Annotated in this window: 26 protein-coding genes, 4 tRNA genes and 2 pseudogenes; 15 read left to right on the plus strand and 17 right to left on the minus strand. The window is 65.3% G+C overall.

From position 1 onward, the window contains the following. Positions 1-82 precede the first annotated feature (82 nt). On the minus strand, positions 83-640 hold the full coding sequence (gene efp, locus CFB52_RS05570) for an elongation factor P (protein ID WP_059573996.1): 558 nt from the start codon (positions 638-640) through the stop codon (positions 83-85). A 137-nt stretch (positions 641-777) separates the two neighbouring features. Then, positions 778-1971: an elongation factor P maturation arginine rhamnosyltransferase EarP gene (earP, locus tag CFB52_RS05575; RefSeq protein ID WP_099316204.1), complete on the minus strand. Its 1194-nt coding sequence runs from the start codon at positions 1969-1971 to the stop codon at positions 778-780. 76 nt (positions 1972-2047) lie between these two features. Between earP and uvrC the strand changes: the two genes are divergently transcribed. From uvrC to CFB52_RS05610, 7 genes and pseudogenes are all read left to right on the plus strand, one after another. Continuing rightward, the gene (uvrC, locus tag CFB52_RS05580) at positions 2048-4081 is read left to right on the plus strand and encodes an excinuclease ABC subunit UvrC (protein WP_059573994.1); all 2034 of its coding nucleotides are present in this window, start codon (positions 2048-2050) and stop codon (positions 4079-4081) included. A gap of 90 nt (positions 4082-4171) precedes the next feature. Next, positions 4172-4759 (plus strand): CDP-diacylglycerol--glycerol-3-phosphate 3-phosphatidyltransferase, encoded by a 588-nt coding sequence (pgsA, locus tag CFB52_RS05585; RefSeq protein ID WP_011544951.1) that lies wholly within the window; start codon positions 4172-4174, stop codon positions 4757-4759. Between the two features lie 166 nt (positions 4760-4925). Beyond that, positions 4926-5001: transfer RNA gene (locus CFB52_RS05590), tRNA-Gly, on the plus strand. Between the two features lie 53 nt (positions 5002-5054). Continuing rightward, a tRNA-Gly gene (locus CFB52_RS05595) sits at positions 5055-5130 on the plus strand. Positions 5131-5181: 51 nt separating this feature from the next. After that, positions 5182-5257, plus strand: a tRNA-Gly gene (locus CFB52_RS05600). Positions 5258-5355: 98 nt separating this feature from the next. Then, positions 5356-5429: transfer RNA gene (locus CFB52_RS05605), tRNA-Cys, on the plus strand. A gap of 288 nt (positions 5430-5717) precedes the next feature. Next, positions 5718-5996, plus strand: a pseudogene (locus tag CFB52_RS05610) (DNA adenine methylase); the annotation flags it as partial. A 39-nt stretch (positions 5997-6035) separates the two neighbouring features. Here CFB52_RS05610 and CFB52_RS05615 read toward each other — a convergent pair. From CFB52_RS05615 to CFB52_RS34550, 6 genes and pseudogenes are all read right to left on the minus strand, one after another. Continuing rightward, positions 6036-6761 carry an immunity 52 family protein gene (locus CFB52_RS05615; RefSeq protein WP_099316205.1) on the minus strand — a complete coding sequence of 242 codons (726 nt, stop codon included), beginning with the start codon at positions 6759-6761 and terminating at the stop codon, positions 6036-6038. Between the two features lie 6 nt (positions 6762-6767). Continuing rightward, positions 6768-7330, minus strand: a pseudogene (locus CFB52_RS05620) (restriction endonuclease fold toxin 5 domain-containing protein). Then, positions 7245-7724, minus strand: a complete 480-nt coding sequence (locus CFB52_RS35000; RefSeq protein WP_257220017.1) for a hypothetical protein — start codon at positions 7722-7724, stop codon at positions 7245-7247. Before CFB52_RS35000 ends, CFB52_RS05620 begins: the two are co-directional and overlap by 86 nt. Beyond that, positions 7717-8220, minus strand: coding sequence for a DUF4123 domain-containing protein (locus CFB52_RS05630; protein WP_099316206.1), 504 nt, complete (start codon positions 8218-8220; stop codon positions 7717-7719). Before CFB52_RS05630 ends, CFB52_RS35000 begins: the two co-directional genes overlap by 8 nt. Before the next feature lie 3 nt (positions 8221-8223). Beyond that, on the minus strand, positions 8224-8637 hold the full coding sequence (locus tag CFB52_RS05635; RefSeq protein WP_099316207.1) for a PAAR domain-containing protein: 414 nt from the start codon (positions 8635-8637) through the stop codon (positions 8224-8226). 90 nt (positions 8638-8727) lie between these two features. Further along, positions 8728-8868, minus strand: a complete 141-nt coding sequence (locus CFB52_RS34550) for a hypothetical protein (RefSeq protein ID WP_180278192.1) — start codon at positions 8866-8868, stop codon at positions 8728-8730. Positions 8869-9390: 522 nt separating this feature from the next. On the opposite strand from CFB52_RS34550, the gene CFB52_RS05640 reads away from it, so the two are divergent. Beyond that, positions 9391-10059: a hypothetical protein gene (locus tag CFB52_RS05640; protein WP_179231716.1), complete on the plus strand. Its 669-nt coding sequence runs from the start codon at positions 9391-9393 to the stop codon at positions 10057-10059. 180 nt (positions 10060-10239) lie between these two features. Here CFB52_RS05640 and CFB52_RS34555 read toward each other — a convergent pair whose 3' ends face one another. Continuing rightward, on the minus strand, positions 10240-10494 hold the full coding sequence (locus CFB52_RS34555; protein WP_059573992.1) for a hypothetical protein: 255 nt from the start codon (positions 10492-10494) through the stop codon (positions 10240-10242). Positions 10495-10688: 194 nt separating this feature from the next. Between CFB52_RS34555 and CFB52_RS05645 the strand changes: the two genes are divergently transcribed. Beyond that, positions 10689-12167, plus strand: a complete 1479-nt coding sequence (locus CFB52_RS05645) for a sensor domain-containing diguanylate cyclase (RefSeq protein WP_099316208.1) — start codon at positions 10689-10691, stop codon at positions 12165-12167. 153 nt (positions 12168-12320) lie between these two features. Here CFB52_RS05645 and CFB52_RS05650 read toward each other — a convergent pair whose 3' ends face one another. Further along, positions 12321-12869 (minus strand): GNAT family N-acetyltransferase, encoded by a 549-nt coding sequence (locus CFB52_RS05650; protein ID WP_059638291.1) that lies wholly within the window; start codon positions 12867-12869, stop codon positions 12321-12323. A gap of 50 nt (positions 12870-12919) precedes the next feature. Beyond that, on the minus strand, positions 12920-13537 hold the full coding sequence (locus CFB52_RS05655; RefSeq protein WP_099316209.1) for a helix-turn-helix domain-containing protein: 618 nt from the start codon (positions 13535-13537) through the stop codon (positions 12920-12922). 146 nt (positions 13538-13683) lie between these two features. On the opposite strand from CFB52_RS05655, the gene CFB52_RS05660 reads away from it, so the two are divergent. Together CFB52_RS05660 and map are read left to right on the plus strand one after the other, a co-directional pair. Next, the gene (locus CFB52_RS05660; RefSeq protein ID WP_059573988.1) at positions 13684-13920 is read left to right on the plus strand and encodes a ParD-like family protein; all 237 of its coding nucleotides are present in this window, start codon (positions 13684-13686) and stop codon (positions 13918-13920) included. Next, positions 13920-14726, plus strand: a complete 807-nt coding sequence (map, locus tag CFB52_RS05665) for a type I methionyl aminopeptidase (protein ID WP_059573987.1) — start codon at positions 13920-13922, stop codon at positions 14724-14726. Before CFB52_RS05660 ends, map begins: the two co-directional genes overlap by 1 nt. A gap of 113 nt (positions 14727-14839) precedes the next feature. Here map and CFB52_RS05670 read toward each other — a convergent pair whose 3' ends face one another. Next, positions 14840-15343: a GAF domain-containing protein gene (locus CFB52_RS05670; RefSeq protein WP_059573986.1), complete on the minus strand. Its 504-nt coding sequence runs from the start codon at positions 15341-15343 to the stop codon at positions 14840-14842. Positions 15344-15457: 114 nt separating this feature from the next. After that, entirely contained in the window at positions 15458-16375 is a 918-nt protein-coding gene (locus CFB52_RS05675) for a LysR family transcriptional regulator (protein ID WP_060313271.1), read from the minus strand. A gap of 111 nt (positions 16376-16486) precedes the next feature. Between CFB52_RS05675 and CFB52_RS05680 the strand changes: the two genes are divergently transcribed. Both CFB52_RS05680 and CFB52_RS05685 read left to right on the plus strand, forming a co-directional pair. Then, positions 16487-17353, plus strand: coding sequence for a pirin family protein (locus tag CFB52_RS05680; protein WP_099316210.1), 867 nt, complete (start codon positions 16487-16489; stop codon positions 17351-17353). A 141-nt stretch (positions 17354-17494) separates the two neighbouring features. Then, complete coding sequence (locus tag CFB52_RS05685; protein WP_099316211.1) at positions 17495-17986, plus strand: GNAT family N-acetyltransferase; 492 nt, start codon at positions 17495-17497, stop codon at positions 17984-17986. 15 nt (positions 17987-18001) lie between these two features. Here the strand turns inward: CFB52_RS05685 and CFB52_RS05690 are convergent, their stop codons facing one another. Genes CFB52_RS05690 through CFB52_RS05700 form a run of 3 tightly spaced genes read right to left on the minus strand, consistent with a single transcriptional unit; the run spans position 18002 to position 19951 of the window. Further along, positions 18002-18871, minus strand: a complete 870-nt coding sequence (locus tag CFB52_RS05690) for a cytochrome c oxidase assembly protein (protein ID WP_059638305.1) — start codon at positions 18869-18871, stop codon at positions 18002-18004. Between the two features lie 10 nt (positions 18872-18881). Then, positions 18882-19328: a copper chaperone PCu(A)C gene (locus tag CFB52_RS05695; RefSeq protein WP_060965769.1), complete on the minus strand. Its 447-nt coding sequence runs from the start codon at positions 19326-19328 to the stop codon at positions 18882-18884. An 8-nt stretch (positions 19329-19336) separates the two neighbouring features. Continuing rightward, complete coding sequence (locus tag CFB52_RS05700) at positions 19337-19951, minus strand: SCO family protein (protein WP_099316212.1); 615 nt, start codon at positions 19949-19951, stop codon at positions 19337-19339. A gap of 282 nt (positions 19952-20233) precedes the next feature. Between CFB52_RS05700 and otsB the strand changes: the two genes are divergently transcribed. Together otsB and otsA are read left to right on the plus strand one after the other, a co-directional pair. Next, on the plus strand, positions 20234-20986 hold the full coding sequence (gene otsB / locus CFB52_RS05705; RefSeq protein ID WP_059573979.1) for a trehalose-phosphatase: 753 nt from the start codon (positions 20234-20236) through the stop codon (positions 20984-20986). Continuing rightward, a complete protein-coding gene (gene otsA / locus CFB52_RS05710; RefSeq protein WP_059573978.1) occupies positions 20983-22368 on the plus strand; it encodes an alpha,alpha-trehalose-phosphate synthase (UDP-forming) in 1386 nt (461 codons plus the stop codon). The genes otsB and otsA overlap by 4 nt, the downstream gene beginning before the upstream one ends. Positions 22369-22446: 78 nt before the next feature. On the opposite strand, the gene CFB52_RS05715 is transcribed toward otsA, so the two are convergent. Beyond that, complete coding sequence (locus CFB52_RS05715) at positions 22447-24282, minus strand: ABC transporter ATP-binding protein (RefSeq protein WP_059573977.1); 1836 nt, start codon at positions 24280-24282, stop codon at positions 22447-22449. Positions 24283-24582 lie beyond the last annotated feature (300 nt).

Here is a 24582-nt window from a genome sequence, read left to right on the forward strand (position 1 = left end):
TGCTGCCTGCGGCAGCTGTTGGCGCCAGACAAACAAAAAGCGCCCCGAAGGGCGCTTTGTTCGACGCGGATATCGCTGGCGCTTATGCGCGGCTGCGGTATTCGTTCGTGCGCGTATCGATTTCGATCTTGTCGCCGGTGTTGCAGAACAGCGGCACTTGCAGTTCGAAGCCGGTCGCGAGCTTCGCGTTCTTCAGCACCTTGCCCGACGACGTGTCGCCCTTGACGGCCGGTTCCGTGTAGGTGATTTCGCGAACGAGGATCGTCGGCAGTTCGACCGAGATCGCCTTCTCGTTGTAGAACACGACTTCGCAAGCCATGCCGTCTTCGAGGTAGTTCAGCGCTTCGCCCATCATTTCGGCTTCGACTTCGTACTGGTTGTAGTCGGCGTCCATGAACACGTACATCGGGTCGGCGAAGTACGAGTACGTCACTTCCTTGCGGTCGAGCACGACGACGTCGAACTTGTCGTCGGCCTTGTAGACCGATTCCTGGCCCGCGTTCGTCAGCAGGTTCTTCATCTTCATCTTGACGACGGCGGCGTTACGGCCCGACTTGTTGTATTCCGTCTTTGCGATGACCCAGGCATCGTTGCCGATCTGCACGACGTTGCCTACGCGGAGTTCCTGTGCGGTTTTCATAAAAAAACTGTCCTGATCAAATCAAATAAATAAGTGCCTGAGCGGTGCACAACGGGTGAGGCGCCAAGCAGATGCGTTCCGGTGGGCGCCCAAAGCTCAAACGCGAGCGCTTGCGTGGCCAGCCGTCGGATAACCGCTTATTTTAACTGAGATTTTGCGTATTCCGCCAGCTTTCCGGCGAGATCGCCAACGGCCGCGAGCGCGTCGGCCCAGCGGGCCGCATTGGCGTCCAGGGCGGCGCGGTGTTGCCAGAAATCGGCCCAGTCCGGCGTGCCGGCGCCGTTCCACGCGTGCCAGAACCGCTCGAGCGCCGTGCGGGGCGCGTCGGCGAGGCCGGCCGACAGGTGCGCGAGCGCGGCATCGAGCTTCGGCAGGTGCACGTCGTCGGCCTGCGGGTAGATGTGCCACACGAACGGCTTGCGCGCCCATTGCGCACGGACGAACGAATCCTCGCCGCGCACGAAATTCAGATCGGCGACCCACAGCAGCGGATCGTAGTCGGCCTGCGGAACGAACGCGAGCCCATGGACGGTCAGGTTGCCGCTGCGTGCGAGCGTGCCGGCGCCGAACGATTCGGCCCCGAAAAAACGCGCGACGGCGGGCGACAGGCGCCCGGCCGGCACGAGCGCGACGACCGGCGACGGGCCGTCGCGCCACTGCGCGAGCAGTGCATCGACGGCGGGATTCTCGTAGGCGAACAGGCTGACGACCGTCGTGCCGGGCGCCGGCGGCGGGCCGCCGGTCGCGCGCCGCCACCACGCGGCGCGGGCTGCCAAATCGGCGTCGAAGGCCGTGCGGCGCGCGTCGAGGTCGCGCTCCTTCGGCACCCCGCCGGTGCCGGCCGACAGGCCCGGGAAGAAGAACGTCTTCAGCAGCGGGTAGCGCGGATGCGGCGACGGCCGCAAATGGAAATCGGCGACCCAGTCCTCGGCGCTCAGGTATTCGAGGTTGATCCACACGGGGCGCCGCGCGCGCCGCGCCATCGCCGCGAGATAGGGAGCGGGCAGCTCGCACGCGAACGCCTCGATCACGACATCGGCGATGTCCAGCGCGTCGCCGACGTCCGCATGCCAGTGCTCGATCACGATCGCGTCGACCGTCTGCCGCGCGGCGTCGGGATCGACCTGCGGCAGCAGGCGCGCGAACGTGTGCAGGTCGTCGACGAACAGGCGAACCTGCCAGCCGTGCTCGTGCGCGAGCTGGCGCGCGACGCGCCAGCACACGCCGATGTCGCCGAAGTTGTCGATCACCGTGCAGAAGAGGTCGCAGGCGATCGGTTCGCCCGGCGCGAGCGGGACGGCGCGGAGGGGGATGGCGGTGGGGCGTGGCATCGAAGCGGGCCGGTGAATGCTCTAAACTGGCGATTCTAATAGACCCGTTCCGCGTTACAAGGCGCCCGGATCACGCATGACATCCCCAGAAGCCTCCGATACTCCGTTCGAACCGAAGAAGATCCTTGCGCAGTTGCCGCACATGCCGGGTGTCTATCGCTATTACGACACGGCGGGCGCCGTCCTCTACGTCGGCAAGGCGCGCGACCTGAAAAAGCGCGTGTCGAGTTATTTCACGAAGACGCAGCTGTCGCCGCGCATCGCGATGATGGTCACGCGCATCGCGCGCATCGAGACGACCGTCACGCGCTCGGAAGCCGAGGCGCTGCTGCTCGAGAACAATCTCATCAAGGCGCTCGCGCCGCGTTACAACATCCTGTTTCGCGACGACAAGTCGTATCCGTACCTGAAGCTCACCGCGCACCGCTTTCCGCGGATGGCCTACTACCGCGGCTCGGTCGACAAGCAGAACCAGTATTTCGGGCCGTTCCCGAGCGCGTGGGCCGTGCGCGAGAGCATCCAGATCCTGCAGCGCGTGTTCCAGTTGCGCACCTGCGAGGATTCGGTCTTCAACAACCGCACGCGGCCGTGCCTGCTGCATCAGATCGGGCGGTGCACGGCGCCGTGCGTCGGCGCGATCTCCGACGAGGATTACGCGGTCGACGTGTCGAACGCCGCGCGGTTTCTGCTCGGCCGGCAGTCCGAAGTGATGAAGGAACTCGAGCAGAAAATGCACGCGTTCGCGGCCGAGCTGAAATTCGAGCAGGCGGCGGCCGTGCGCAACCAGATGAGCTCGCTCGCGACCGTGCTGCACCAGCAGGCGATCGAGGTCGGCAGCGACAGCGACGTCGACATCCTGGCGGTCGTCGCGCAGGGCGGACGCGTGTGCGTGAACCTGGCGATGGTGCGCGGCGGCCGGCATCTCGGCGACAAGGCGTATTTCCCGACGCACGTCGAAAGCGCGCTGACGCTCGCCGAAGGCGGGCTCGGTGAAGAGGCCGAGCCGGCGGAGGCGATCGACGCGCCGGCCGATGCGGTGCCCGACCAGCCCGCGCAAGAGGCCGGCGGCGCGCGTGCCACGGCGGCGGCCTCGGTCGAGGCCGAGGTGCTCGATGCGTTCATCGCGCAGCACTATCTTGGCAACCGCGTGCCGCCGGTGCTCGTCGTCAGCCATGCGCCCGCGAGCCGCGACCTGCTCGAGCTGCTGTCCGAGCAGGCTGGCCACAAGGTGTCGCTGGTGCGGCAGCCGCAGGGGCAGCGGCGCGCGTGGCTGTCGATGGCGGAGCAGAACGCGCGGATCGCGCTCATGCGGCTGCTGTCCGAACAAGGGTCGCAGCAGGCGCGCACACGCGCGCTCGCGGAGACGCTCGGCTACGACAGCGACGATCTTGCGACGCTGCGGATCGAATGCTTCGACATCAGCCACACGATGGGCGAGGCGACGCAGGCGTCGTGCGTCGTCTATCACCATCACAAGATGCAGTCGAGCGAGTACCGCCGCTACAACATCACGGGCATCACGCCGGGCGACGATTACGCGGCGATGCGGCAGGTGCTCACGCGCCGCTACGGGAAGATGGTCGAGCAGGCCGCGCAGGCGGCCGCCGCCGACGAAGCGGCCGGCATCGACGGCGAGTCGACGCGCCAGGCAGAGGCGTCGAGCCTGCTGCCGAACATCGTGCTGATCGACGGCGGCAAGGGCCAGGTCGAGATCGCGCGTCAGGTGTTCACCGAGCTTGGGCTCGATACGTCGATGCTGGTCGGCGTCGCGAAAGGCGAGGGGCGCAAGGTCGGCCTCGAGACGCTGGTGTTCGCGGACGGCCGCGCGCCGCTCGAGCTCGGCAAGGAGAGCGCCGCGCTGATGCTCGTCGCGCAGATCCGCGACGAGGCGCACCGCTTCGCGATCACCGGCATGCGGGCGAAGCGGGCGAAGGCGCGCCAGACGTCGCGGCTGGAGGAGCTCGAGGGCGTCGGCGCGAAGCGCCGGCAGCGGTTGCTCGCGCGCTTCGGCGGGTTGCGCGGCGTGGTGGCCGCGAGTGTCGAGGAACTGGCGAGCGTCGAAGGCATTTCGCACGCGCTCGCCGAGCAGATCTACAAGCAGCTTCACTGACGCGGCCGTGCGGCCGGCGGCGTTGCCAGCGTTCTTGTGGCAGGCCGGTCGACACGGCACAATTGCGAATCCTTTACTGTCCCGCATGCCATGCCGTTCAATTTCCCGATTTTCCTGACGTGGGTACGGATCGTGCTGATTCCGCTCGTCGTCGGCGTGTTCTATCTGCCGGACACGGTGATGGGCGGCGCGCACCGCAATCTCGCGGCGGCGGCGATCTTCATCCTCGCCGCGCTGACCGACTGGTTCGACGGCTTCCTCGCCCGCAAGTGGAACCAGACGTCGTCGTTCGGCGCATTTCTCGACCCGGTGGCGGACAAGCTGATGGTGACGGCCGCGCTGCTGATCCTCGTGCAGATTTCGCGGGTCGACGCGGCGATCGCGCTCGTGATCGTCGGTCGCGAGATCGCGATTTCGGCGCTGCGCGAATGGATGGCGCAGATCGGCGCGTCGAAGAGCGTCGCGGTGAACCAGCTCGGCAAGTTCAAGACCGCGTGCCAGATGGTCGCGATTCCGATGCTGCTGTTCTACGGGCCGCTGCCGCTCGGCGTCGTGACGATCGATACGCGCGTGTGGGGCGAGTGGCTGATGTATCTCGCGGCGGTGCTGACGATCTGGTCGATGCTGTACTACATGAAGCTCGCATGGCCGCAGATTCGCGAGCGCGGCGGCGCGTGACCCGCGTCGCCTCTGCGCGTCTGCCTCCGCGCAGTCTCGGTGGCAGCGGTTTTTGTAAAAAGGGCTGGAAAAGCCCTTGACATACGAATGTACCTTCGACATAATCTCGCTTCTCCGCTGCACGACGAAGTGAATGTGTGACGGGGAAGCAGTAGTGCAGCAATACGCGGGAGTAGCTCAGTTGGTAGAGCGCAACCTTGCCAAGGTTGAGGTCGCGAGTTCGAGACTCGTCTCCCGCTCCAGATTTTTTCTGGCAGCGCGTGGTACGGCGAAGCGCTGCAGATGCAGGACACATGCGGGAGTAGCTCAGTTGGTAGAGCGCAACCTTGCCAAGGTTGAGGTCGCGAGTTCGAGACTCGTCTCCCGCTCCAGATTTTTCCGGCAGCGTGTGGTACGGCGAAGCGCTGCAGATGCAGGACAATGCGGGAGTAGCTCAGTTGGTAGAGCGCAACCTTGCCAAGGTTGAGGTCGCGAGTTCGAGACTCGTCTCCCGCTCCAAGTCATGGGAAGCCACGCTTCCCTTTTTATTTGATGGACTTCCGGTCCTCGAATAAAAATCTGTCGCTTGCCTCACGGCATCCGGACAGTCCGCTTTTGGCGCGATAGCAAAGCGGTTATGCAGCGGCCTGCAAAGCCGTTTAGGCCGGTTCGACTCCGGCTCGCGCCTCCAAGTAGAACGAGATAAAGCCCTGAGAAATCAGGGCTTTTTCTTTTTCTGGCTCCACTTTCATTCTTGTAAGAAAGTTGCCTAGAGTGGTACAAAGTCGCCTCTAACCACTCAAGAAACACGCGTAACCACGCCTAAGTCGGCTCTTTGGCCGTATAGGCGAGTTCGCATCAGCGCATGGCGACCAAGCGACTAGACCCTCTGGAACGTGGGAATACATCATCCGACGTTCGAAGCTTCTCCCAAAGCCACTTTCCCTGACATTTCAATCTGAAGAAGAGGGCGACGCGTACGCTTTTCTATTTGGACCCATCGTATTAGGAGACGGAGGGGTACGGCGTGGCGTTTCCATTCGGCGAGTACGAGAAGATGGCGCAGCGCCTGCGCTCGATCAAGGGGCGCGCGATCGTGAGCCTCAATGATCATCCCGACATTCGGCGCGTGTTCGACGGCTTTCACATCGAGACCGTGCCGATTCAATACACGGTCGGCGGTGGGAGGGGCGTCGAGCGAAACGAATTGATCATTTTCAGTTGGGACGACGCGGCGCAGCCGGTCGGGTTGTTCTGAAGAGGAAGAGAAGCCGGTGGGGCGATTGCCCCACCTGACTCAGATACTCGAGTAGGTCGGGAGAAGATCCTGATCGACGAGGCGGATTTCGATGCGATTGGCAACCTCGATGTGCTCGGGGTTGTCGATCGAGAATGGGGCATCTGTCACGCTGACGATGATTGTACCGGTCTGGTTTTTGCCGGCTTCGGGAACAGGGATCAGGGCGCGTGCCTCGGGGACCTGCTGTTGTGTGATGACCTTCGGCAGATATAGCATCGCGCCTACACCCGGCTTGTCATCGAACACCTGCTTCTCGAAATAACCCTTTGGCGAAGCCTCTACGACCAACGGATGGAAGGTAGCGACGATCGTCTGAATCGAGTCAGCGAGATCATCCACGGATTGATAGCAGCGCGGTGCGTCAATGTCGATTGTGACCCGATCAGGCAGCACCTTCGCGTCTGATACGTGGCACGAAATCGCAGCTCCTTCATTGTCGCTTGCTGCGACGTTCCAGATTGCGGCGTGCGATGCGCCTCGCTTCCTGGTACTTCCGCGTTCCGTCAAAACAGCGAGCGCTGCCGTCGACGGTGCTTCGCTTTCGTCGAACGCCGGATAGAGGCTCGCCTCTTCCAGCGAATCACCGGTCAGTCGCCAGTTTGCATGCGCCATCAATGGCTCTTTTGCCGACAGGGCCGCGACGAGTCGCGATTCTCTAACCAGCATTTCCCGAAAATCTTGGGACGACAGGGAAGCGTCCCGAAACATCGCGTTGATTTCCATGATTCGTCACGGTTGATAGACGGATTGCACACCCATGCGAGCCAGTAGGGGGGCATTTTCCTGTGGGTGAGCGGAGTCTGAAAGTACCACGTCAGGCGTGCCGGCGGATTTGCGCGTACGACCGACCCTTGGTCGACGATCTGGTCTTCCATAGTGCGAAAGCCATCGAACCATTTATCGGCCTTCGGAATCGATCCGTCGAGAAACTGATCGTAATTCCCCTTTGCCTCCTGCAGCATACATGCGCCGGGTTGGAAGCCGTCGAAGAACGTGCCAAGCCATTCCCATTCTTCGCTCCAGCGGCACTCTTCAATATCGAACGGGAAGCCGGTGATGCGGGCCTGATACCGATAGGCGTTCCAATTCACACCGTGATTGCGACGCATCGCGGCGCCAGCTTCCGGCGGACACTTCTTGCAGCTCTCACCAGTACGTGGAATCGCCCGGACATCCGGCTTCGCCTTGCTTTCGTCTTTCGGCGTGTCACCCGACAGGCTGCCCGTCCCCGCCACCGCTGCCCCGCCCAATAATGCGACGCCAGCGCGTGCCAATAGCGGCCCAAGCTCCACTGCCGCCGCTTCGACTATCGGTACTACGAATCCCACCATTTCGAGATCCCCTGTTGTATTCCGGATGTTCGATGCGCCATTTGATGACGCGAAGGTAATCGTGAAAGCGTTCGTCGGCCGAGCGGCCGGGACGAGTCAGCCACGCGCGCGTGGCCGGCTTTTCGTAAAACTTCGGAGCGTATGCCTCGATTCGAAGGAACGCGGCGACATTTTCGTCGGACTGGATGCCGAGCTGGCGAGCCGCGACGTATGCGCTCCAGAGTCGTGTCGCCAGAGTTTCGTCGTCGGCCAGCTTCGGGTCCGCTTTGACGAGATCTAGCCGGGTGCGCTCGACGTATCCGCGTGCATCGATCTCGGCAAGGCCGGCGACCTGTTCGCTGGTCAGCTCAAGCATGCGGGTGTACTCCCCTGAGTATTCCATTTACTTCGACAAGCCAGTCGAATGTCGGCACGAAGAACTGCATGCGCTGCGTGAATTCCATCAGCGAAGCCACGTCGGCCATGATTCGGGCATCGTAGAAGCGGAGCAGGGCAGTGCTTCCATCCGGCAAGCGTACGTCGAGCCGGCCGCGCAGCTCGTCAGCGAGTGATTCGATCGGATATGCGCTGATCAGCCACGACACACCGGTGGAGCTGCTGGCCATGGTGGAGAGGGTTCGCCGAATATTGCCAGCGGCCGTCTCGTACGCAAACAGCCATGGCCCAGCGTCTGCGAGTGACGCGTCCTGCGTGCCGTCGAATACGGCTATGGCCGACTGCGATCGTTGGGGCGATGAACCGCCGGCCGCATCAGCGTACAGAAGGCCATCGACAAGGGCGTACAGATGCACCTGCATGGTCAACTGCTGTTGACGCTTGATGAAGTAAGCCTCGATCGAATTTCCGGTCATGGGCTATCCGCGCGCGATCATCGTCGCGGCATTCTCGGCCGCGGCTTTCAGGCATTCGAGACAGAGCGTCGGCGAGGGGGCAAGCGCTGCAGCCGCGGCTGCGACAGCTGCGACTGCGCCGCCCGACGTCGCTTCGCCTGATCCGACGTCGTCGAATGTCGCGGACGACTGCGAGGCGATCAACGTCGCTCCGCACGCGGTTTTCATGCCCTCGACGGCGGTTTCTCGTCCGTCGAACGTGTGCGAGTATTGCCGCCCCGTCGGCAGGATCGGAAAGACCCCCTTGCACTGCGGGCAAAGTACCTTGTGTCCGACGCCGGCAACGGGCTTTCCATCAATGGTCGAGGTCGCGCTGCCCTCCAGCACGCGGCCGCCATGCGTCGTCGTATCGCCGACGCAGATCATGGCTCTGGCCATATGTTCTCTCGTAGGTTTGGTTTTCGTATGAATTTACCATTTCCGGGGGAACGTCTGATCGTTGGCCACCTCGCGCTCAGTCAACTATTGTCAATCGAAGCGAGCGCCGTCGATCATGCGGCGGAGCTGGTCAAGCGCGAACGAATCGGGATAGCCGTTCTTCTTCAGCTCCAGCTCGGCCGCGCAGACCATTTTTTCCATGAGCCGCAGCGCTCGGCGGACATGCACCACTGACCTGCCGTGGATTTTTGGGCCTCGCGTGCGAGCCAGTCTGTCTGCGAAGTGCTTGACGGAGCGAGGCAATCGCATCGGGCGAGAGGATCGTCATGGTGCAGGCGAAAAGTTACTTTGGCGGCTCGCGTCGGCCCAGATCTTCTCTCGCGAAGTTCGCATTTCAGCCAAGAACCGCCATTGAAAGATAGAATTTGAGCAGCCGTACTATTTCGTTTGCGGACATTCGTGCTGAACGTGTAGGTGGCCGCTGCAGGGGCGAGTGGGCGACTTCCCCTACATCGGTACGAGCAACCTTTCCGCTAAACTCTGCGGACTAACATCTCACAAAGACGGACGCACATGGCAGGGGCCCACAAGATTACACCTTCAAACCCACGACTCTCGTCGCCGCTCGCCTTGGTCAACCAGATGATCGCGGATATGTCGCGTCAACGCTCGTTGCTTGTGCGCGCGACAGTCGGGATATTGCTTGTCGCCAGCGTGTTTTCAGGGTGTGCGCCCCTATCGGCGTCTGCGCCGATGGATCCTCAACAACGATCTGCCGCAGAGCAGCGGAATGCAAATGCGTTGTATAGCCAGAAAGTGTTGGCATATAAGCCGATGTTTGAGAATCCTGGCGGCTATGGTCGAGCGCAGATACTGGAAGCGTACGAGGCAGTGCTGCAGCAGTACTCCGCCGCAGCAATCGCTTATGCCCGCACCATTTATCCCGAGGCTCGACAGACGCTTCCACCTTCCCTGCAGCCATTGCCGACGCCGTCGGGGCCGGTCACGCTGGCGGTTGTCAATCGCGACTACGAACATGTGCTCGGAATGGACGCTGCTTTGTGGGAGATGAATATGGCGGCAAAGTTCGGGCGACCATCCAAGTTGCCGATACCGAAATACACCGGCCCTGTGCTCATCATGCCGCCTGCGCCACCGTTACCGCCCCTGCAGGATGTTCGCGATCCAAAGTTCGCGCGGCTCGTGACCATGACGAAGAAACTCGACGATGCGCAGAAGGCCGATCTGGCACGAGAGCAAGCCGCGATCGAGCAACAGTATGCCGATCAAGCCGCGTGGAGGGCTCGACACCCCACGGGGCAGTATGACCACATCGACCCGAGGACCGGACTACCGTATGCGCCTCCGCAACAGGAGACGCAGCGATGGTGCATGATGGGCGGTGGCCGGGTGCCTTGCTGAAACAGATCTGTTGGCGGTGTGCGCTTCCCAAATCGTCCATTGGGTTGATCTGGAGTACTCGCCGGTAGTAGACGTCCCATTCTAGGGGGCTGCGCCGATCATTCGCAAAGTGGCTAATTTGAGTGGCTAATCAACGTAGATCATTGAATTTGCAAGTTTCGCCACGGCCTGCAAAGCCGTTTAGGCCGGTTCGACTCCGGCTCGCGCCTCCAAGTAAGAAAAGAAAAAGCCCTGAGAAATCAGGGCTTTTTCTTTTTGTGCGCCGAGCATGGGCGCCCGCCTGCGGGTGCTAGTCCCGACATAACTGATCACCGCAAATACAGCGAAGCGAAACTGCACGAGGGTGGAAGCGTGGTGCAATGATGCGCTGATCGGCATGTGTCGCCGCACGGGCCGGCTGACCGTGGCGGGCCTCACATATTCTGTCGGGAACATGGTTTCCTCATATTATTTAATAATCTCGGAAGAGCGGGCCACCGGTACTGTTTTGTCGGCGCTTCACGTTCGATAGACTCTAGCCGTTTCCGGTTTTCGGTCAGTTTGGCGCTGCACCCGTCAATGCGTCGAGCCGATCCTGTATGCGCACTCACGCCCGGTGCGGGCGTGCACAATGAGCAGCGAGGAGATTCATGCAACCCCGGACGGCAGCCCCTTATTTCGTTGTGGCAGTCGGTGTCGTGATCGCATGCGCGCTGATGGGCCTGTGCGTGCTGCAACTGTTCCAAAGCCGCCATGACGCACTGGAGCGGGCCAGCGAAACCTCGCGCAATCTCGGCCTGATGGCCGAGCGCGACATCGAGCGCAACTTCGAACTCTACGATCTGTCCTTGCAGGCGCTGATCCATGGTCTGCAACGTCCCGACGTGATGGCAGCGGCGCCCGCGCTGCGGCGGGGCGTGTTGTTCGATCATGCAATGACGGCGCAATTCATCGGATCCCAACTGGTGCTCGATGCCGACGGAAACATCATTCTGGATTCGGCCAACGACGTGCCGCGCAAGGGCAATTTTGCCGATCGCAAGTACTTCACCGTCCATCGCGACAACCCGAACGTGGGGCTCTATGTCAGCGACCCATTCGCGTCGCGCTTGCGCGCCGGCATGCTCAGCATTGCGCTGTCGCGGCGCATATCGAATCCGGATGGCTCGTTTGCCGGTATCGCGCTGATCGCGATCAACCTCGAATATTTCCACAAGCTGTTCGCCGGATTGTCATTGGGACAACATGGCTCGATATCGCTGATCGGCAAGGACGGCATCATGATCATGCGGCAGCCGTACGACGTCCGGACCATCGGCCGCGATCTCGGCAAGGCCGCAACGTTTCAGCGCTTCCGGCGCGCACCCGATGGCTCGTTCTCGGAAACGTCGTCGATCGACGGCGTGCGCCGTCTCTACTACTTCAAGAATTTTCCGAGTCTGCCACTGATCATCATGGTCGCAGAGGCGGAGCAGGACATTTATGCCGCGTGGCGCCGCCGCGCCACGACGATCGGTCTACTCGTCGCGACATTCGGCGCAGCCTTCATTGCGCTATCCGTATTTCTCAGCGCGCAGCTGCGGCGTCGGATGCGCGCCGAATCCGAGCTCGAACTGCTGGCTCGCACCGACGGGCTCACCGGCCTCAACAATCGCCGCACCTTTGGCGAGGTTCTGGACCGGGAGTGGCGCCGTGCGCGGCGAGCCCATTCCGTTTTCTCGTTGCTGTTCGTCGATGTCGATCGTTTCAAGGCCTACAACGATACCTATGGTCACCAGGCGGGCGACGATGCGCTGGCTGCAGTCGCGCGCTGCATCGGCGACAACATTCGCCGACCGATCGATACAGCGGCTCGCTACGGCGGAGAGGAATTCGTCGTGCTGCTGCCTGACACACCAGAGACGGGGGCAGCCCAGACTGCTGAACGAATACGCGCGGCGATCAACGAACTGGCGCTCGAGCACGCGGGAAGCGAATACGGGCGCGTGACCGCCAGTATCGGGTTGGCGAGTTGGGTGCCGGATCAGGACGGCGAGCCTGGAGCGATCATCAAGGCGGCCGACGAGGCGTTGTATTACGCGAAGGCAACCGGTCGGAACAAGGTTTCCAGCTTTCAGTCGTCGGTTTGACGGTGGCCCACCCGCGGAGGATTGTCGAAGTTATTTTCGTTTCGGGCCGTCGGTGACTCCGCGAAGACTTGTCATTTACGGACGAGAAAAGTCCCGCGGGGCACTTCCTTTGCCGCGTCGCGGTGGGTGCGACGGCCGCCACGCGAGGCGAGATCACCCGTCCACCGGCTGTGCCGGTGTCTCGAGCTTCAACTGATAGAACGCCGCATCGAGCCAGCGGCCGAACTTGAATCCCGCTTCCGCGATCGTGCCTGCGTGCACGAACCCCAGCTTCGTATGCAGTGCGATGCTGCCGGCATTGGCCGCGTCGATGCAGCCCACCAGCACGTGCACCTGCGCTTCGCGTGCACGCCGGACCACTTCGCGCAGCAGCAGTTCGCCGAGCCCGCGACCGCGCTGGTCATGGCGCACGTAGACGCTGTGTTCAACCGTGTACTTGAACGCCGGAAATGCGCGGAACGTGCCCCAGCTCGCGAAGCCGAGCAGCGTGCCCGCCGCGTCGACGGCGCCGATGACCGGAAAGCCGCCCGCGCGCTTCGTCGCGAACCACGCGACCATCGCTTCCGGCGGGCGCGGCCGGTAGTCGTACAGCGCGGTCGAGTTCAGGATCGCGTCGTTCAGGATCTCGAGGATGGCCGCCGCGTGGTCGGCCTCGCTGCAATCGATCAGGCGCACGTCGTCGCGCGGTGTCGGGGAATTCATGCGGGTTCCTTCCTGTTGGCTTTAAACCGTTTGCGCACGTGATGCACGCATCATGCGCTCCGCACGGCGGCGGATGCATCGCAGATCGCGACGACATAGCGCGCGGCATGCGACGACGGATTGCTGAAGATCAGCGGCTGGTCGAGCCGCATGGCCAGACAGTCGCCTTCGTGAAGTTCGTGAAGCGTGTCGCCGAACGTGACGTCGACGCGGCCGCTGATGATCCACACCTGCTGATGCAGCGCGCTTTCGCGCCCGCCGCTGTCGTACGCGACGCGCGCGCCGGGCGGGAAATCGACCTCGACGAGCTGGATCGGCGACGGCCAGCCGGCCGGCGACAGGTTGCGCCGCACATAGCCGGACGCCGGATCGCGCCATTCGACCTGCTGCGCGCGCCGTGCGAGCGGCTGGGCGGGCGCATCGTTCCGGTCGCCGCCGAACAGCCCGGCCAGCGATACGCCGAGGCCGGCCGCGAGCTTGTCGAGCACGACGGCGGTCGGGCTGGCCGATGCGCGTTCGATGAGCGAGATCATCGAACGGCTGACGCCGGAGCGCGCGGCCAGCGCGTCGAGCGTGTAGCCTCGAACGGTGCGCAGATCGCGCACGCGCCGGGCAATGCGTTCGTTGATGCCGGTATCGTCGGCTGCGGTGATCGCAGATTCTTGCATGATGGATTGATTTTCCAGCAAACTGGAATTCGATGTCAACGGCATTCGCCGCGGCTCGTCGAGCGAGGCGGGAATCGAATGGCTTGCCCGGGCGTCGCGTGCGGCGTAATATACGAAACAGCTACGTTTCGTTTAATTGGGGATATATGGGCATCATCAAGATTTCCGAGCACATGCATGAACGGCTGCGCTCGACGAGCACGGCGCTGAGCCGGTCGATCAACGCGCAGGCCGAACACTGGCTGCGCGTCGGGATGCTGGCGGAACTCAACCCGGCGCTGTCCTACGGCGACATCTGCAAGATGTTGATCGAAGCCGAGGCGCGGGGCGGCGACGCGAGGGCGGCGGAACCGGTCGCGCATCACATCGAGCAGGTGGCGTAATGGCGAAGCGAGAAATCCCGATCCGCGGCGCCGCGGAAATCGCGAAATCGCGCGAAGCCGCGAAGCTCGCGTCGCAGGTGCTGACGATGATCACCGAGCATGTGAAGCCGGGCGTCACCACCGACGAGCTGGACGCGCGCTGTCGCGAGTACATCGTCGACGAGCTGGGTGCGATTCCCGCGAACATCGGCTACCACGGCTATCCGAAGACGCTGTGCACGTCGGTGAACCACGTGGTCTGTCATGGCATTCCGACGTCGCGGCCGATGCGCGACGGCGACATCGTGAACCTCGACATCGCGGTGATCAAGGACGGCTGGTTCGGCGATACGAGCCGCATGTATTTCGTCGGCGAACCGAACGAACTCGCGCGGCGGCTCGTCGCGGCGACCTACGAGGCGATGCATGCCGGCATTCGCGCGGTGCGTCCGGGCGCGACGCTCGGCGACGTCGGCTACGCGATCCAGCAGGTCGCGCATCGCGAAGGGTTCAGCGTGGTGCGCGAGTATTGCGGGCACGGCATCGGCGACGTCTATCACGACGAGCCGCAGGTGCTGCACTACGGCCGCCCGGGCACCGGCGTACCGCTGCGGCCGGGGATGATCTTCACGATCGAGCCGATGCTCAACGCGGGCAAGCGCGATACGCGCGTGCTGGCCGACGGCTGGACGGTCGTCACGAAGGACCATTCGCTGTCCGCGCAGTGGGAGCACATGGTCGTGGTGACGGAAACGGGCTTCGAGGTGCTGACCGAGGATGCGACGCCGCAGGCGTTCGCCGCGTCTTCCGGCGCGCACGCAGCCTGACGCGGCCTGATGCGGCCAGCGCGCCGCATGCGGCGGCGCGGCGTTGCAATGAAACGGGCCCCTTCGCGGGGCCCGTGTCGTTCGCGGCGGCGGGCGCTGCCGCGCAGCGACGGTCAACCGCGCGCCTTCCGCCACGCGTGTTCGACGAACACGCGGCACAGCGCTTCCATTCCTTTGCGGTCTTCGTCGTCGAAGCGCGCGGCGACCGGGCTATCGACATCCCATACGCCGATCAGCGTGCCGTCGCCCGCCACCAGCGGCACGACGATTTCCGATTCCGACGCAGCATCGCACGCGATATGGCCGGGGAAGTCGTGCACGTCGCGCACGACCTGCGTCTCGCGGGTTTGCGCGGCCGTGCCGCACACGCCCTTGCCGAGGGCGATCCGCACGCACGCGGGCTTGCCCTGGAACGGCCCGACCACGAGCTCGGTGCCGTCGAAGAAGTAGAAGCCGGCCCAGTTCAGGCGATCGAGCGAGTGATAGACAAGCGCGGAGAAATTCGCCGCATTGGCGGTCAGGTCGCGTTCGGATTCGACGAGCGCGCGGGCCTGCTCGACGAGCGTCGCGTATTGATCGGCCTTGGAGGCGGTGGGGTCGTTGGACAGCGTGAACATGGCGGGAAAGCGATAGGGGTTGTCAAAAGGCGCACTGACGGCGCACTGCGCGTACCGCAGTCTACGGCACGCGCGGGCGGTCTGCAGCGCCCGATGTGGTGGGACGCGGTGCGCTCAGTCGGGTTCGAGCTCGGCGAACCGCTCCGCCAGAAAGTCGAGCAGCGCCCGGACCGCGGGCAGCAGCCCGCGACGCGATGCGAACACCGCGTGCACGATCTCGCGACGCGGCGCCCAGTCGGGCAGGACGGTCGTCAGTTCGCCGCGTGCGACTTCGTCGCGCACCATCATCGTCGGCAGTTGCACGATGCCGACGCCTGCGACGGCCGCCGCGCGCAGCGCGAGCATGCCGCCCGTCACCAGGCGCGGCTGGTGATGGATTTCCGCCTGCGCGCCGTCGGGTCCGCGCAGCCGCCACACGTGGGTGGACTGCGGCACGCCGTGATCGAGGCTCGGCAGGCGCGCGAGATCGGCGGGAACGGCCGGCACGCCGTGCTCGCGCAGCAGCGCGGGGCTCGCGACGAGACACTGGCCGCGCTCGGCGAGCACGCGCAGCGCGAGATCGCTGTCCTCGAGCGGCGGCGGACGCACGCGGATCGCGACGTCGATCCCTTCGCCGACCACGTCGACGCGCCGGTTGGTCGCTTCGAGATGGATCTCGACGCGCGGGCAGGCGGCCATGAACGCGGCGATCATCGTGCCGACCAGCGAATCAAGCAGCACGATCGGGCAACTGACGCGCACGATGCCGCGCGGCTCCTCGTGCAGCAGCGCGATCGCCTCGTCGGCGGCGTCGGCCTCGACGAGCATCGCGCGGCAATGCGCGTAATAGGTCTGGCCGACGTCGGTGACCGTGAAGCGGCGCGTCGAACGCTGGATCAGCCGCATCCCGAGCCGCGCCTCGAGCAGCGCGATGCGGCGGCTCAGCTTCGATTTCGGCATGTCCAGCGCGCGTCCGGCCGGCGCGAAGCCGCCGTGTTCGACGACCTGCACGAAGTAGTAGAGATCGTTGAGATCCCGCGCTTTATCGTTCATGAAATGGAACGCTGAGTGCGATTTCGGCAGTCTACCGGATGGATCGTTCCATCTCTATATTGTTATTCAAGGATGCGAAACACGGGTTTCGCCGCAATATGGAGAAGGGCAATGAAGAAGATCCAGGGTGTCTACAGTGCGCCGCGCGGCCATTGGGTCGGCGACGGTTTCCCGGTGCGTTCGATGTTCAGCTACCAGTCTCACGGCGCGCATCTGAGCCCGTTCCTGCTGCTCGACTACGCCGGCCCCGCGAACTTCGAGCCGGCTTCGGCGCCGCGCGGGGTCGGCCAGCACCCGCACCGCGGCTTCGAAACGGTGACGATCGTCTACGACGGCGAAGTCGCGCACCGCGACTCGACCGGCGCGGGCGGCACGATCGGCCCGGGCGACGTGCAGTGGATGACGGCCGCGAGCGGGATCCTGCACGAGGAATTCCACTCGGAGGCGTTCACGAAGCGGGGCGGCCCGCTCGAGATGGTGCAGCTGTGGGTGAACCTGCCCGCCGCGGACAAGATGGGCGCGCCGGGCTACCAGACGCTGCTGAACGCCGATATCCCGGTGGTCGAGCTGCCGGACGGCGCGGGGCGGGCCCGGATCATCGCCGGCGAACTCGACGGGCGGCGCGGCCCGGCCCGCACGCACACGCCGATCGACGTGTGGGACGTGCGGCTCGTGGCGGGTGGCCACGCGCGGTTCCCGATCGCCGAAGGGCGGACGCTCGCGGTAGTCGTGCTGAGCGGCACCGTGCAGGTGAACGGCGAGACGGTGGCGCGCGAAGCGCAGTTCGTGCAACTCGGCCGCGACGGCCGAGACGTCGAGATCGAGGCGAACGGCGACGCGAAGCTGCTGATCCTGAGCGGCGAGCCGATCGACGAGCCGGTCGTCGGTTACGGCCCGTTCGTGATGAACTCGCAAGCGGAGATTCGCACCGCGATCGAGGACTTCAACAACGGCCGCTTCGGTCGGATGCCGGCATGACGGCATGACGGCATGACGGGCAGGCCCCGCGCGATGCGGGGCTTTTTTCGCGTGCGGGCAGGCAGTCGCGCGCGATACGCGCTTCGGGGCATAATCGACGGTTGCCGCGCGCCGGCCGGCGCGCCCGAATCAGGACCGCACATGAACGCATCCGCACCCGCCGCACTTCCGAGCACCGCCGATCTCGACTGGCGCTGGAAACCCTTCGACGCGCTGACGGCGCGCGAAATCTATTCGATCCTCGAAGCGCGCAGCGCCGTCTTCGTCGTCGAACAGAACTGCGTGTATCGCGACATCGACGATGCGGATCAGGCCGCGTGGCATCTGGCGGCCTTCGATCCGGCCGGCCGCCTGGCCGGTTATCTGCGCGTGCTGCTGCCCGACGCGCAGCATACCGACGTGCGCATCGGCCGCGTGCTGACGACCGCCGCGTTTCGCGGCGCGGGCCTCGGCAACGGGCTGCTGTCGCGCGCGCTCGAGCATATCCGTGCGCAGTGGCCGGAAACGCAGGTGAGCCTGCATGCGCAGGCCCACTTGCAGCGTTTCTACGGGGCATTCGGCTTCACGCCGAGTTCGGACGTGCACGACGAGGACGGCATTCCGCACGTGTGGATGAGCCGCGCGCGCGCGTGACGCGCGCCGCGGCGGTCAGTGCGCGGCGCGTGCGACCGGCGGCTCGTCCGCAGGCTGCGCGGCCCGTTCGCCGATCAGGCGCCCGCGCGCGGACAGCCGCAGCCAGTGCCGCAGCGCGATCAGCGCGCCGATCACGCTCATCATCGAGCCGGGAATCCACAGCAGCAGGCCGCCGATCTGCTGGTCGCGCATCGGGCTCAGCCACGTGAACGCGCGGCCGCAGATCGAGTAGATCGGATACAGCTCGTGCGGCGTGAAGAAGATCAGCGCGCCGAGCGCGATCTGAGGCGGGATCGCCGCGACGACGATCAGGATCCGGCGGCCCGGCGACAGCCGCGCGGGCGGCGCGGGACGCGGATCGACGACGAGCCACCAGAACAGCAGCCCGTCGATCACCATGCTCCAGTTCATCACGCGATAGAGGCGCCAGTCGAGCATCGCGATGAAGTGGATCGGCGACAGCAGCCAGAAATAGATCAGCCCGACGAACAGCACGACCGCGACGACCGGATGGAACACCACGTCGAGCGTCGCGCGCACCGGCGCCCACGCGAGCGCGGGGCGCACGAAGCGCTGCCGCCAGCGGAACGGAATGCCCGCGCGGATCGCCGCGCCCGGATAGGACAGCGCGATGAAGAACGGCCCGAGGTGGTGCAGCACGAGGTGCTGCGCGCGATGCAGGAAGAATTCGTGCTCGAAGAAATAGTCGAGCCGCGTATGCAGCGCGATGTAGAGCGCCGTCAGCCCGAACCAGAACGAGAACTGCCGCAGCGGCGACACCTTCGCCTTCTTCACGCCGCGCGCGAACAGCACGGCGGCCGTCAGCACCGCGATGACCACGGTCGGCGACGGTTCCCACGGATCGAGCCAGTACAGGAGGTTCATCGCGCGCGCATCACTTCGCCTTGGCCGGCGATTTCACGGCGAACGGCGCATCGACCGTTTCGCCGTCGGAGAATTTCAGGCGCAGGTGCACGGTGTCGCCCGGCTTGATCGCGTGCTTCGGCTCCTCCAGCATGAAGTGATAGCCGCCCGGCGCGATGTCGACCTTGCCGCGCGCGGGGATCGTCAGCTTGTCGACCATTTCCATCTTCTGCGTCGAGCCGTTCGATACCGTCTGGTGCAGCATCGCCATCCCGTAGTCGGGGCTGTCGACGTCGACGAGGTCGATCGGCTTGTCGCCGGTGTTCACGAGCGTCACGTAGCCGCCGGCGGGCAGCTTGTTCGGCAGCCAGCGCACCCACGCGTTCTGCGCGCTGATCGCGCCGGCGGCATAGGCGTGGGCGCCGGCGCACAGCGCGGCGAGGAGGGCGAGCGTCTTGAGTGTCGTTTTCGTGTTCATGGCGCGGTTCAGGTCGTGGAGGCGGTGTCGATGATCCGGCGCACATCGGCGGCGATGGCGTCGGGCGAATCGCGATCGGTCGCGAGCAGGCGTGCGCGGCCGGTCGCGTCGAAGATGTAGACGGCCGAGCTGTGCGTGACTTCGTAGCCGCCGGACGGATCGCGTTTTTCTATCTGGTACGCGACGCGATAGCGCTTGGCGAGCGACTCGATCTGGCCGTCGGTGCCGGTCAGCCCGCGCGCATGCGCGGGGTCGAACGCGGCGACATAGGACTGCATCGCCTGCGGCGTATCGCGCGCGGGATCGACCGATACGAACAGGATGCGCACGTTGTCCGCCCGGGGGCCGAGCTTCGCGAGCACGTCCATCAGCCGCGCCAAGGTTTCGGGGCAGACATCGGGGCAGTGCGTGTAGCCGAAGTAGACGAGCGCGACCCGGCCGCGGAACGCATCGGCGTCGACGGGACGGCCGTCGCCGCCCGTCAGCCTGAACGACAGGTCGGGCAGGTGGCCGGTGACGTTGGTCAGGTTCCAGCGCGGCTCGTCGCGCGTGCACGCGGCGAGCGCCACGGCGGCGGCGAGGGCCGCGGACCTGCGGATGAGGCGGGAGAGGCGAGACGGCATCCTGGGCTCGATCGGGCGAAATGGGTGACCGGCCGGCGCGATGCCATGCGTCGCGCGGCAGGCGGTTGCGACTGTAGCGCAATTCGCGCGCCTGCGTCCTTTTGAAACCGGTACGGTGCCGGCCAGCGGGGCAATATGTCGCAGTTGACGCGGTGGGGCGGCGCGAGGTTCGCGCTGCCCCGGTTTCGCCCATCTGGGGGCGCAGGCGCGGTAAGATGCGCACAACTCCATTCGCGCAGCGGCGGCCGGCGTGTGCCGGCCGGCCCTCAGACTATCGAATCGATGCAATCCGTTCCGGCTTCCCTGTCCCTGACCGATACCGCGTTCTTCTTCGACTTCGACGGCACGCTCGTCGAGCTGGCGCCGACGCCCGACAGCATTCGCGTTCCGCCGTCGCTGCTGACGCTGCTCGACGAATTGTCGCGCCGCTCGCACGGCGCGGTCGCGATCGTGTCCGGGCGCGGCATCGACAACCTCGACACGTTCCTGAAGATGCCCGACCTGCCGATCGCCGGCCTGCACGGCGCGGAGCGCCGCGACGCGAACGGCGACACGCAGCGCATCGGCTTCAACGACGAACGCCTGCTGCGCATCGAGCGCGAGCTTGCCGACGTGGTCGACCGCCATCCGGGCATGTTGCTCGAAATCAAGGGCGCGGCTGTCGCGCTGCACTTTCGCAATGCGCCCGAGCGCGAGGCGGTGGCGCGCGAGGCGGCCGAGCGCCTCGTCGCCGACTATGCGGATGCGTACGTGCTGCAACCGGGCAAGATGGTGTTCGAGATCAAGCCGAAGGGCGTCGACAAGGGCCGCGCGCTGGCCGCGTTCCTCGACGAGCCGCCGTTTGCGGGCCGCGTGCCGCTGTTCGCGGGCGACGACCTGACCGACGAGAAGGGCTTCGCGGTGGTCAATGCGCGCGGCGGCCTGTCGATCAAGGTCGGCGCGGGCGAGACGTCCGCGCGCATGCGGCTCGATTCGGTCGATGCCCTGCATGAGCAGATCGCACGCTGGCTCGGCGCGGGGCAGCCGCACGCATGAGCCGGCTCATCATCGTTTCAAACCGCGTCGCGCCGATCTCGGAAGGCGAACCGGCGGCGGGCGGCCTCGCGATCGGCGTCTACGACGCGCTGAAGGAAACCGGCGGCATGTGGTTCGGCTGGAGCGGCGACGTGGTCGCGTCCGGCGCGCCGCAGCCGCAGATCCGCATCGAGGAGCGCGGGCCCGTGACGTTCGCGACCGTCGGGCTGTCGCGCCGCGATTACGACCAGTATTACCGCGGTTTCTCGAACGCGACGCTGTGGCCCGCGTTCCATTACCGCGCGGACCTGATCCAGTACGATCGCCACGAATTCGACGGCTACCGCCGCGTCAACGTGTGGCTCGCGCAGCAGCTCGTGCCGCTGCTGCAGGACGACGACGTGATCTGGGTGCACGACTATCACCTGATTCCGTTCGCGCGCGCGCTGCGCGACGCCGGCGTGAAGAACCGCATCGGCTTCTTCCTGCACATCCCGTTTCCGGCCGCGCAGGTGCTCGTCAACGTGCCGCCGCACCGCGAGCTCGTCGAGTCGCTGTGCGCGTTCGATCTGCTCGGCTTCCAGACCGAGCCCGACCTGCGCGCGTTCTGCGACTACGTCGAGTTCGAGGCGGGCGGCGACGTCGAGCGCGACGGGAATACGGTAAGCGTGCATGCGTTCGGCCAGACGCTGCGCGCGGCCGCCTATCCGATCGGCGTGTATCCGGACGAGATCGCGTCGCTCGCGCAGGCGGGCGAAAACGGCAAGGCGGTGCGTACGCTCGCGACGTCGCTACGCGGGCGGCAACTGATCATGAGCGTCGACCGGCTCGATTATTCGAAGGGGCTCGTCGAGCGCTTCCGGGCCTTCGAGAAGCTGCTCGAGCACCAGGCGTCGATTCGCAACCGCGTGTCGTTCCTGCAGATCGCGCCGTCGACGCGCGCGGACCTGCGCGCATACCAGGACATCCGCCTGCAGCTCGAGGCGGAATCGGGGCGCATCAACGGGCGCTACGCGGAACTCGACTGGGCGCCGATCCTCTACATTCACCGCCAGTACGACCGCCAGCTGCTGGCCGCGCTGTACCGGCTCGCGCGCGTGGGCTTCGTGACGCCGCTGCGCGACGGGATGAACCTCGTCGCGAAGGAGTACGTGTCCGCGCAGAATCCGGACGATCCGGGCGTGCTGGTGCTGTCGCGCTTCGCGGGCGCCGCACGCGAGCTTACCGGCGCGCTGATCGTCAATCCGATCGATATCGACGGGATGGCCGATGCGCTGTCGCAGGCATTGACGATGCCGCTCGCCGAGCGGCGTGCGCGCTACGCGGACATGATCGCGCAGCTTCGCGAGAACAACGTGTCGGTGTGGCGGGACAATTTCCTGCGCGATTTGCAGCAGGTCTGACCGGATTGCACCCGCTGCAATAGAAAAAGCCGCCGTGCGCAAGCAAGGCGGCTTTTTCGTCGGCGGTATGCCGGCGCGTCAGGCCACGCGTTCGCCGGTGGGCGTGTTGCCGTCGGCGGGCGCCGCGTGATGGCGGCCGTGCTGCTTCGCGAGCAGGTCGCGGTACAGGCCGGGACGGTTGCGCAGCACGTCGGGCGGGCCGTCGTCGATCACCTTGCCGTTGCTCATCACGATGATGCGGTCGAAGTTGCGCAGCGTCGACAGGCGGTGCGCGATCGCGATCACCGTGCGGCCGACCATCAGGCGGTCGAGCGCGCTCTGGATCGCTTCCTCGGACGCGCTGTCGAGCGCCGACGTCGCTTCGTCGAGCAGCAGGATCGGCGCATCCTTCAGGATCGCGCGCGCGATCGCGATGCGCTGGCGCTGGCCGCCCGACAGCTTGACGCCGCGGTCGCCGACGATCGTGTCATAGCCTTCCGGCATCGCCTCGATGAATTCCGCGCAGCGCGCGTCGCGCGCCGCGGCGAGCACTTCCTCGCGGGTCGCGTCGGGGCGGCCGTACGCGATGTTGTCGTAGATCGTCCGGTGCAGCAGCGAGATGTCCTGCGGCACCAGCGCGATCGCATGGCGCAGGCTGTCCTGCGTGATGCCCTTCACGTCCTGGCCGTCGATCTTCACGACACCGTCCTGCGTGTCGTAGAAGCGCTGCAGGAGCGCCAGCACGGTCGACTTGCCGGCGCCCGACTTGCCGATCAGGCCGACGCGCTGGCCCGGCTCGATATGGAGGTCGAAATGGTCGAGGATCGCGCGGCGGTGCGGGTACGCGAACGTCACGCGCTCGAAGTCGACGCGGCCGCCCGTGGCCGACAGCGGTTGCGCGTCGGAACGGTCCGGCATCCCGTGCGGTTCGAGCAGCGTCTTCACCGCTTCGGACAGGCGTGCGACGTGCTGCGTGACGTCGACGAGCGCGACCGCGAGGTCGCGCGTGCCGTGCAGGATCGTGAAGCCGAGCGAGCTGACGAGCACGATGTCGCCCGACGTCGCGCGGCCCTGGTCCCACAGCCACAGCGCCCAGCCGAGCAGGCCGGCGGACAGCATCGCGGTGATCACCGCGTGCAGCAGGCGCAGCTTTTCGAGATAGAGCAGGCTTTGCTGGCGCGCATCCATCTCCGCCTTGACCGTCGCGCTGAAGCGCTTCTGTTCGCGCAGCGTCATCCCGAACGCGCGCACGAGGCCCATGTTGCCGATCACGTCGACGAGCTCGCCGTCGACCGCCGCGGCCTTCGCCGCGAACGCGTGATGGCGCGCCGAGCCGCGGCCGGCCAGCTTGAACAGGATGACGGACAGCACGGCCGAACAGCCGAGCAGGCCGGCCGCCATCAGCGGATTGACGACGATGATCATCAGGATCGCGCCCATCACCGCGATGCACGGCGGCAGCACGTTCCACGCCATCGTGTTCTCCGACGTGTAGACCGCGTTCGACGTGGCCGTGATGCGGCTGGCGAGCGTGCCCGGCTGCTTCTCCGAGTAATACGTCGGCGAATGGCCGATCAGGTACTGGAACAGGTCGCGCCGCAGGTCGCCGGTGACCGCGACGAACGTGTGCGCGGCGACCCAGCCGCCGACGCGCCACAGCAGGTTGTCGGCCGCGATCAGGCCGACGAGCAGCGCGAACGCGCTCCACAGCGGGCCGGGATGATGCCGCCCGGTCGCCAGCACGTCGATCAGGTGCTTGATCGCATATTGGGAGCCGAGCGCGCAGCCGACGGCGGCCAGCACGCTGCAGAGCACCACCAGGTGGGCGACCGGATGGAGGCGGATGTAGCGGAACAGGAACGCGATCGGCCGATGCGCGTAGCTCGACAGCTTCGCGTTGTGGGCGTTGCGCTGGGCAGGGGTGAGAGATTCCAAAATATGCGTGCGGTGATTCGGTGATTGAGCGTGGCGGCTGGATCGCAGGCCGGCGCGCTCGGACTGAATAATCCGGCATTGTAAACAAGGCCGCGCGTCGCGCTGCGCGAATCTTGCCTTGGCCAGGGGCTCGCGTTCGATTTTGAGATAAAATCCGGCATCCCGTCCTGCCGCGTGTGCCGGAATCACGCTGCCGGCAGCTGCGGGTTAACGAGGATCGCCAAAACGGCCTTCCACTCTAGAACGGACGCCCGAGTCCGCGGGTTGCAAAGTGTTGCGCCTTTGTAACAAAGTAAAGAG

The sequence above is a fragment of the Burkholderia sp. AU18528 genome (assembly GCF_002223215.2).
Taxonomy (GTDB): domain Bacteria; phylum Pseudomonadota; class Gammaproteobacteria; order Burkholderiales; family Burkholderiaceae; genus Burkholderia; species Burkholderia semiarida.

Bases quoted from the DNA above. Each gene is read 5' to 3' on its own strand.
- CFB52_RS35000 (WP_257220017.1), bottom strand. From the start codon at position 7,724: ATGCTTGAGCTGACCAGCGAACAGGTCGCCGGCCTTGCCGAGATCGAT.
- CFB52_RS05675 (WP_060313271.1), bottom strand. From the start codon at position 16,375: ATGAACGATAAAGCGCGGGATCTCAACGATCTCTACTACTTCGTGCAG.
- CFB52_RS05670 (WP_059573986.1), bottom strand. From the start codon at position 15,343: ATGTTCACGCTGTCCAACGACCCCACCGCCTCCAAGGCCGATCAATAC.
- CFB52_RS05660 (WP_059573988.1), top strand. From the start codon at position 13,684: ATGGGCATCATCAAGATTTCCGAGCACATGCATGAACGGCTGCGCTCG.
- otsB (WP_059573979.1), top strand. From the start codon at position 20,234: ATGCAATCCGTTCCGGCTTCCCTGTCCCTGACCGATACCGCGTTCTTC.
- CFB52_RS05615 (WP_099316205.1), bottom strand. From the start codon at position 6,761: ATGGAAATCAACGCGATGTTTCGGGACGCTTCCCTGTCGTCCCAAGAT.
- CFB52_RS05655 (WP_099316209.1), bottom strand. From the start codon at position 13,537: ATGCAAGAATCTGCGATCACCGCAGCCGACGATACCGGCATCAACGAA.
- CFB52_RS05680 (WP_099316210.1), top strand. From the start codon at position 16,487: ATGAAGAAGATCCAGGGTGTCTACAGTGCGCCGCGCGGCCATTGGGTC.
- earP (WP_099316204.1), bottom strand. From the start codon at position 1,971: ATGCCACGCCCCACCGCCATCCCCCTCCGCGCCGTCCCGCTCGCGCCG.
- map (WP_059573987.1), top strand. From the start codon at position 13,920: ATGGCGAAGCGAGAAATCCCGATCCGCGGCGCCGCGGAAATCGCGAAA.
- CFB52_RS34555 (WP_059573992.1), bottom strand. From the start codon at position 10,494: ATGTTCCCGACAGAATATGTGAGGCCCGCCACGGTCAGCCGGCCCGTG.
- CFB52_RS05700 (WP_099316212.1), bottom strand. From the start codon at position 19,951: ATGCCGTCTCGCCTCTCCCGCCTCATCCGCAGGTCCGCGGCCCTCGCC.
- CFB52_RS05695 (WP_060965769.1), bottom strand. From the start codon at position 19,328: ATGAACACGAAAACGACACTCAAGACGCTCGCCCTCCTCGCCGCGCTG.
- CFB52_RS05650 (WP_059638291.1), bottom strand. From the start codon at position 12,869: ATGAATTCCCCGACACCGCGCGACGACGTGCGCCTGATCGATTGCAGC.
- CFB52_RS05640 (WP_179231716.1), top strand. From the start codon at position 9,391: ATGGATCCTCAACAACGATCTGCCGCAGAGCAGCGGAATGCAAATGCG.
- CFB52_RS05645 (WP_099316208.1), top strand. From the start codon at position 10,689: ATGCAACCCCGGACGGCAGCCCCTTATTTCGTTGTGGCAGTCGGTGTC.
- uvrC (WP_059573994.1), top strand. From the start codon at position 2,048: ATGACATCCCCAGAAGCCTCCGATACTCCGTTCGAACCGAAGAAGATC.
- CFB52_RS05635 (WP_099316207.1), bottom strand. From the start codon at position 8,637: ATGGCCAGAGCCATGATCTGCGTCGGCGATACGACGACGCATGGCGGC.
- otsA (WP_059573978.1), top strand. From the start codon at position 20,983: ATGAGCCGGCTCATCATCGTTTCAAACCGCGTCGCGCCGATCTCGGAA.
- CFB52_RS05685 (WP_099316211.1), top strand. From the start codon at position 17,495: ATGAACGCATCCGCACCCGCCGCACTTCCGAGCACCGCCGATCTCGAC.
- pgsA (WP_011544951.1), top strand. From the start codon at position 4,172: ATGCCGTTCAATTTCCCGATTTTCCTGACGTGGGTACGGATCGTGCTG.
- efp (WP_059573996.1), bottom strand. From the start codon at position 640: ATGAAAACCGCACAGGAACTCCGCGTAGGCAACGTCGTGCAGATCGGC.
- CFB52_RS05690 (WP_059638305.1), bottom strand. From the start codon at position 18,871: ATGAACCTCCTGTACTGGCTCGATCCGTGGGAACCGTCGCCGACCGTG.
- CFB52_RS05630 (WP_099316206.1), bottom strand. From the start codon at position 8,220: ATGACCGGAAATTCGATCGAGGCTTACTTCATCAAGCGTCAACAGCAG.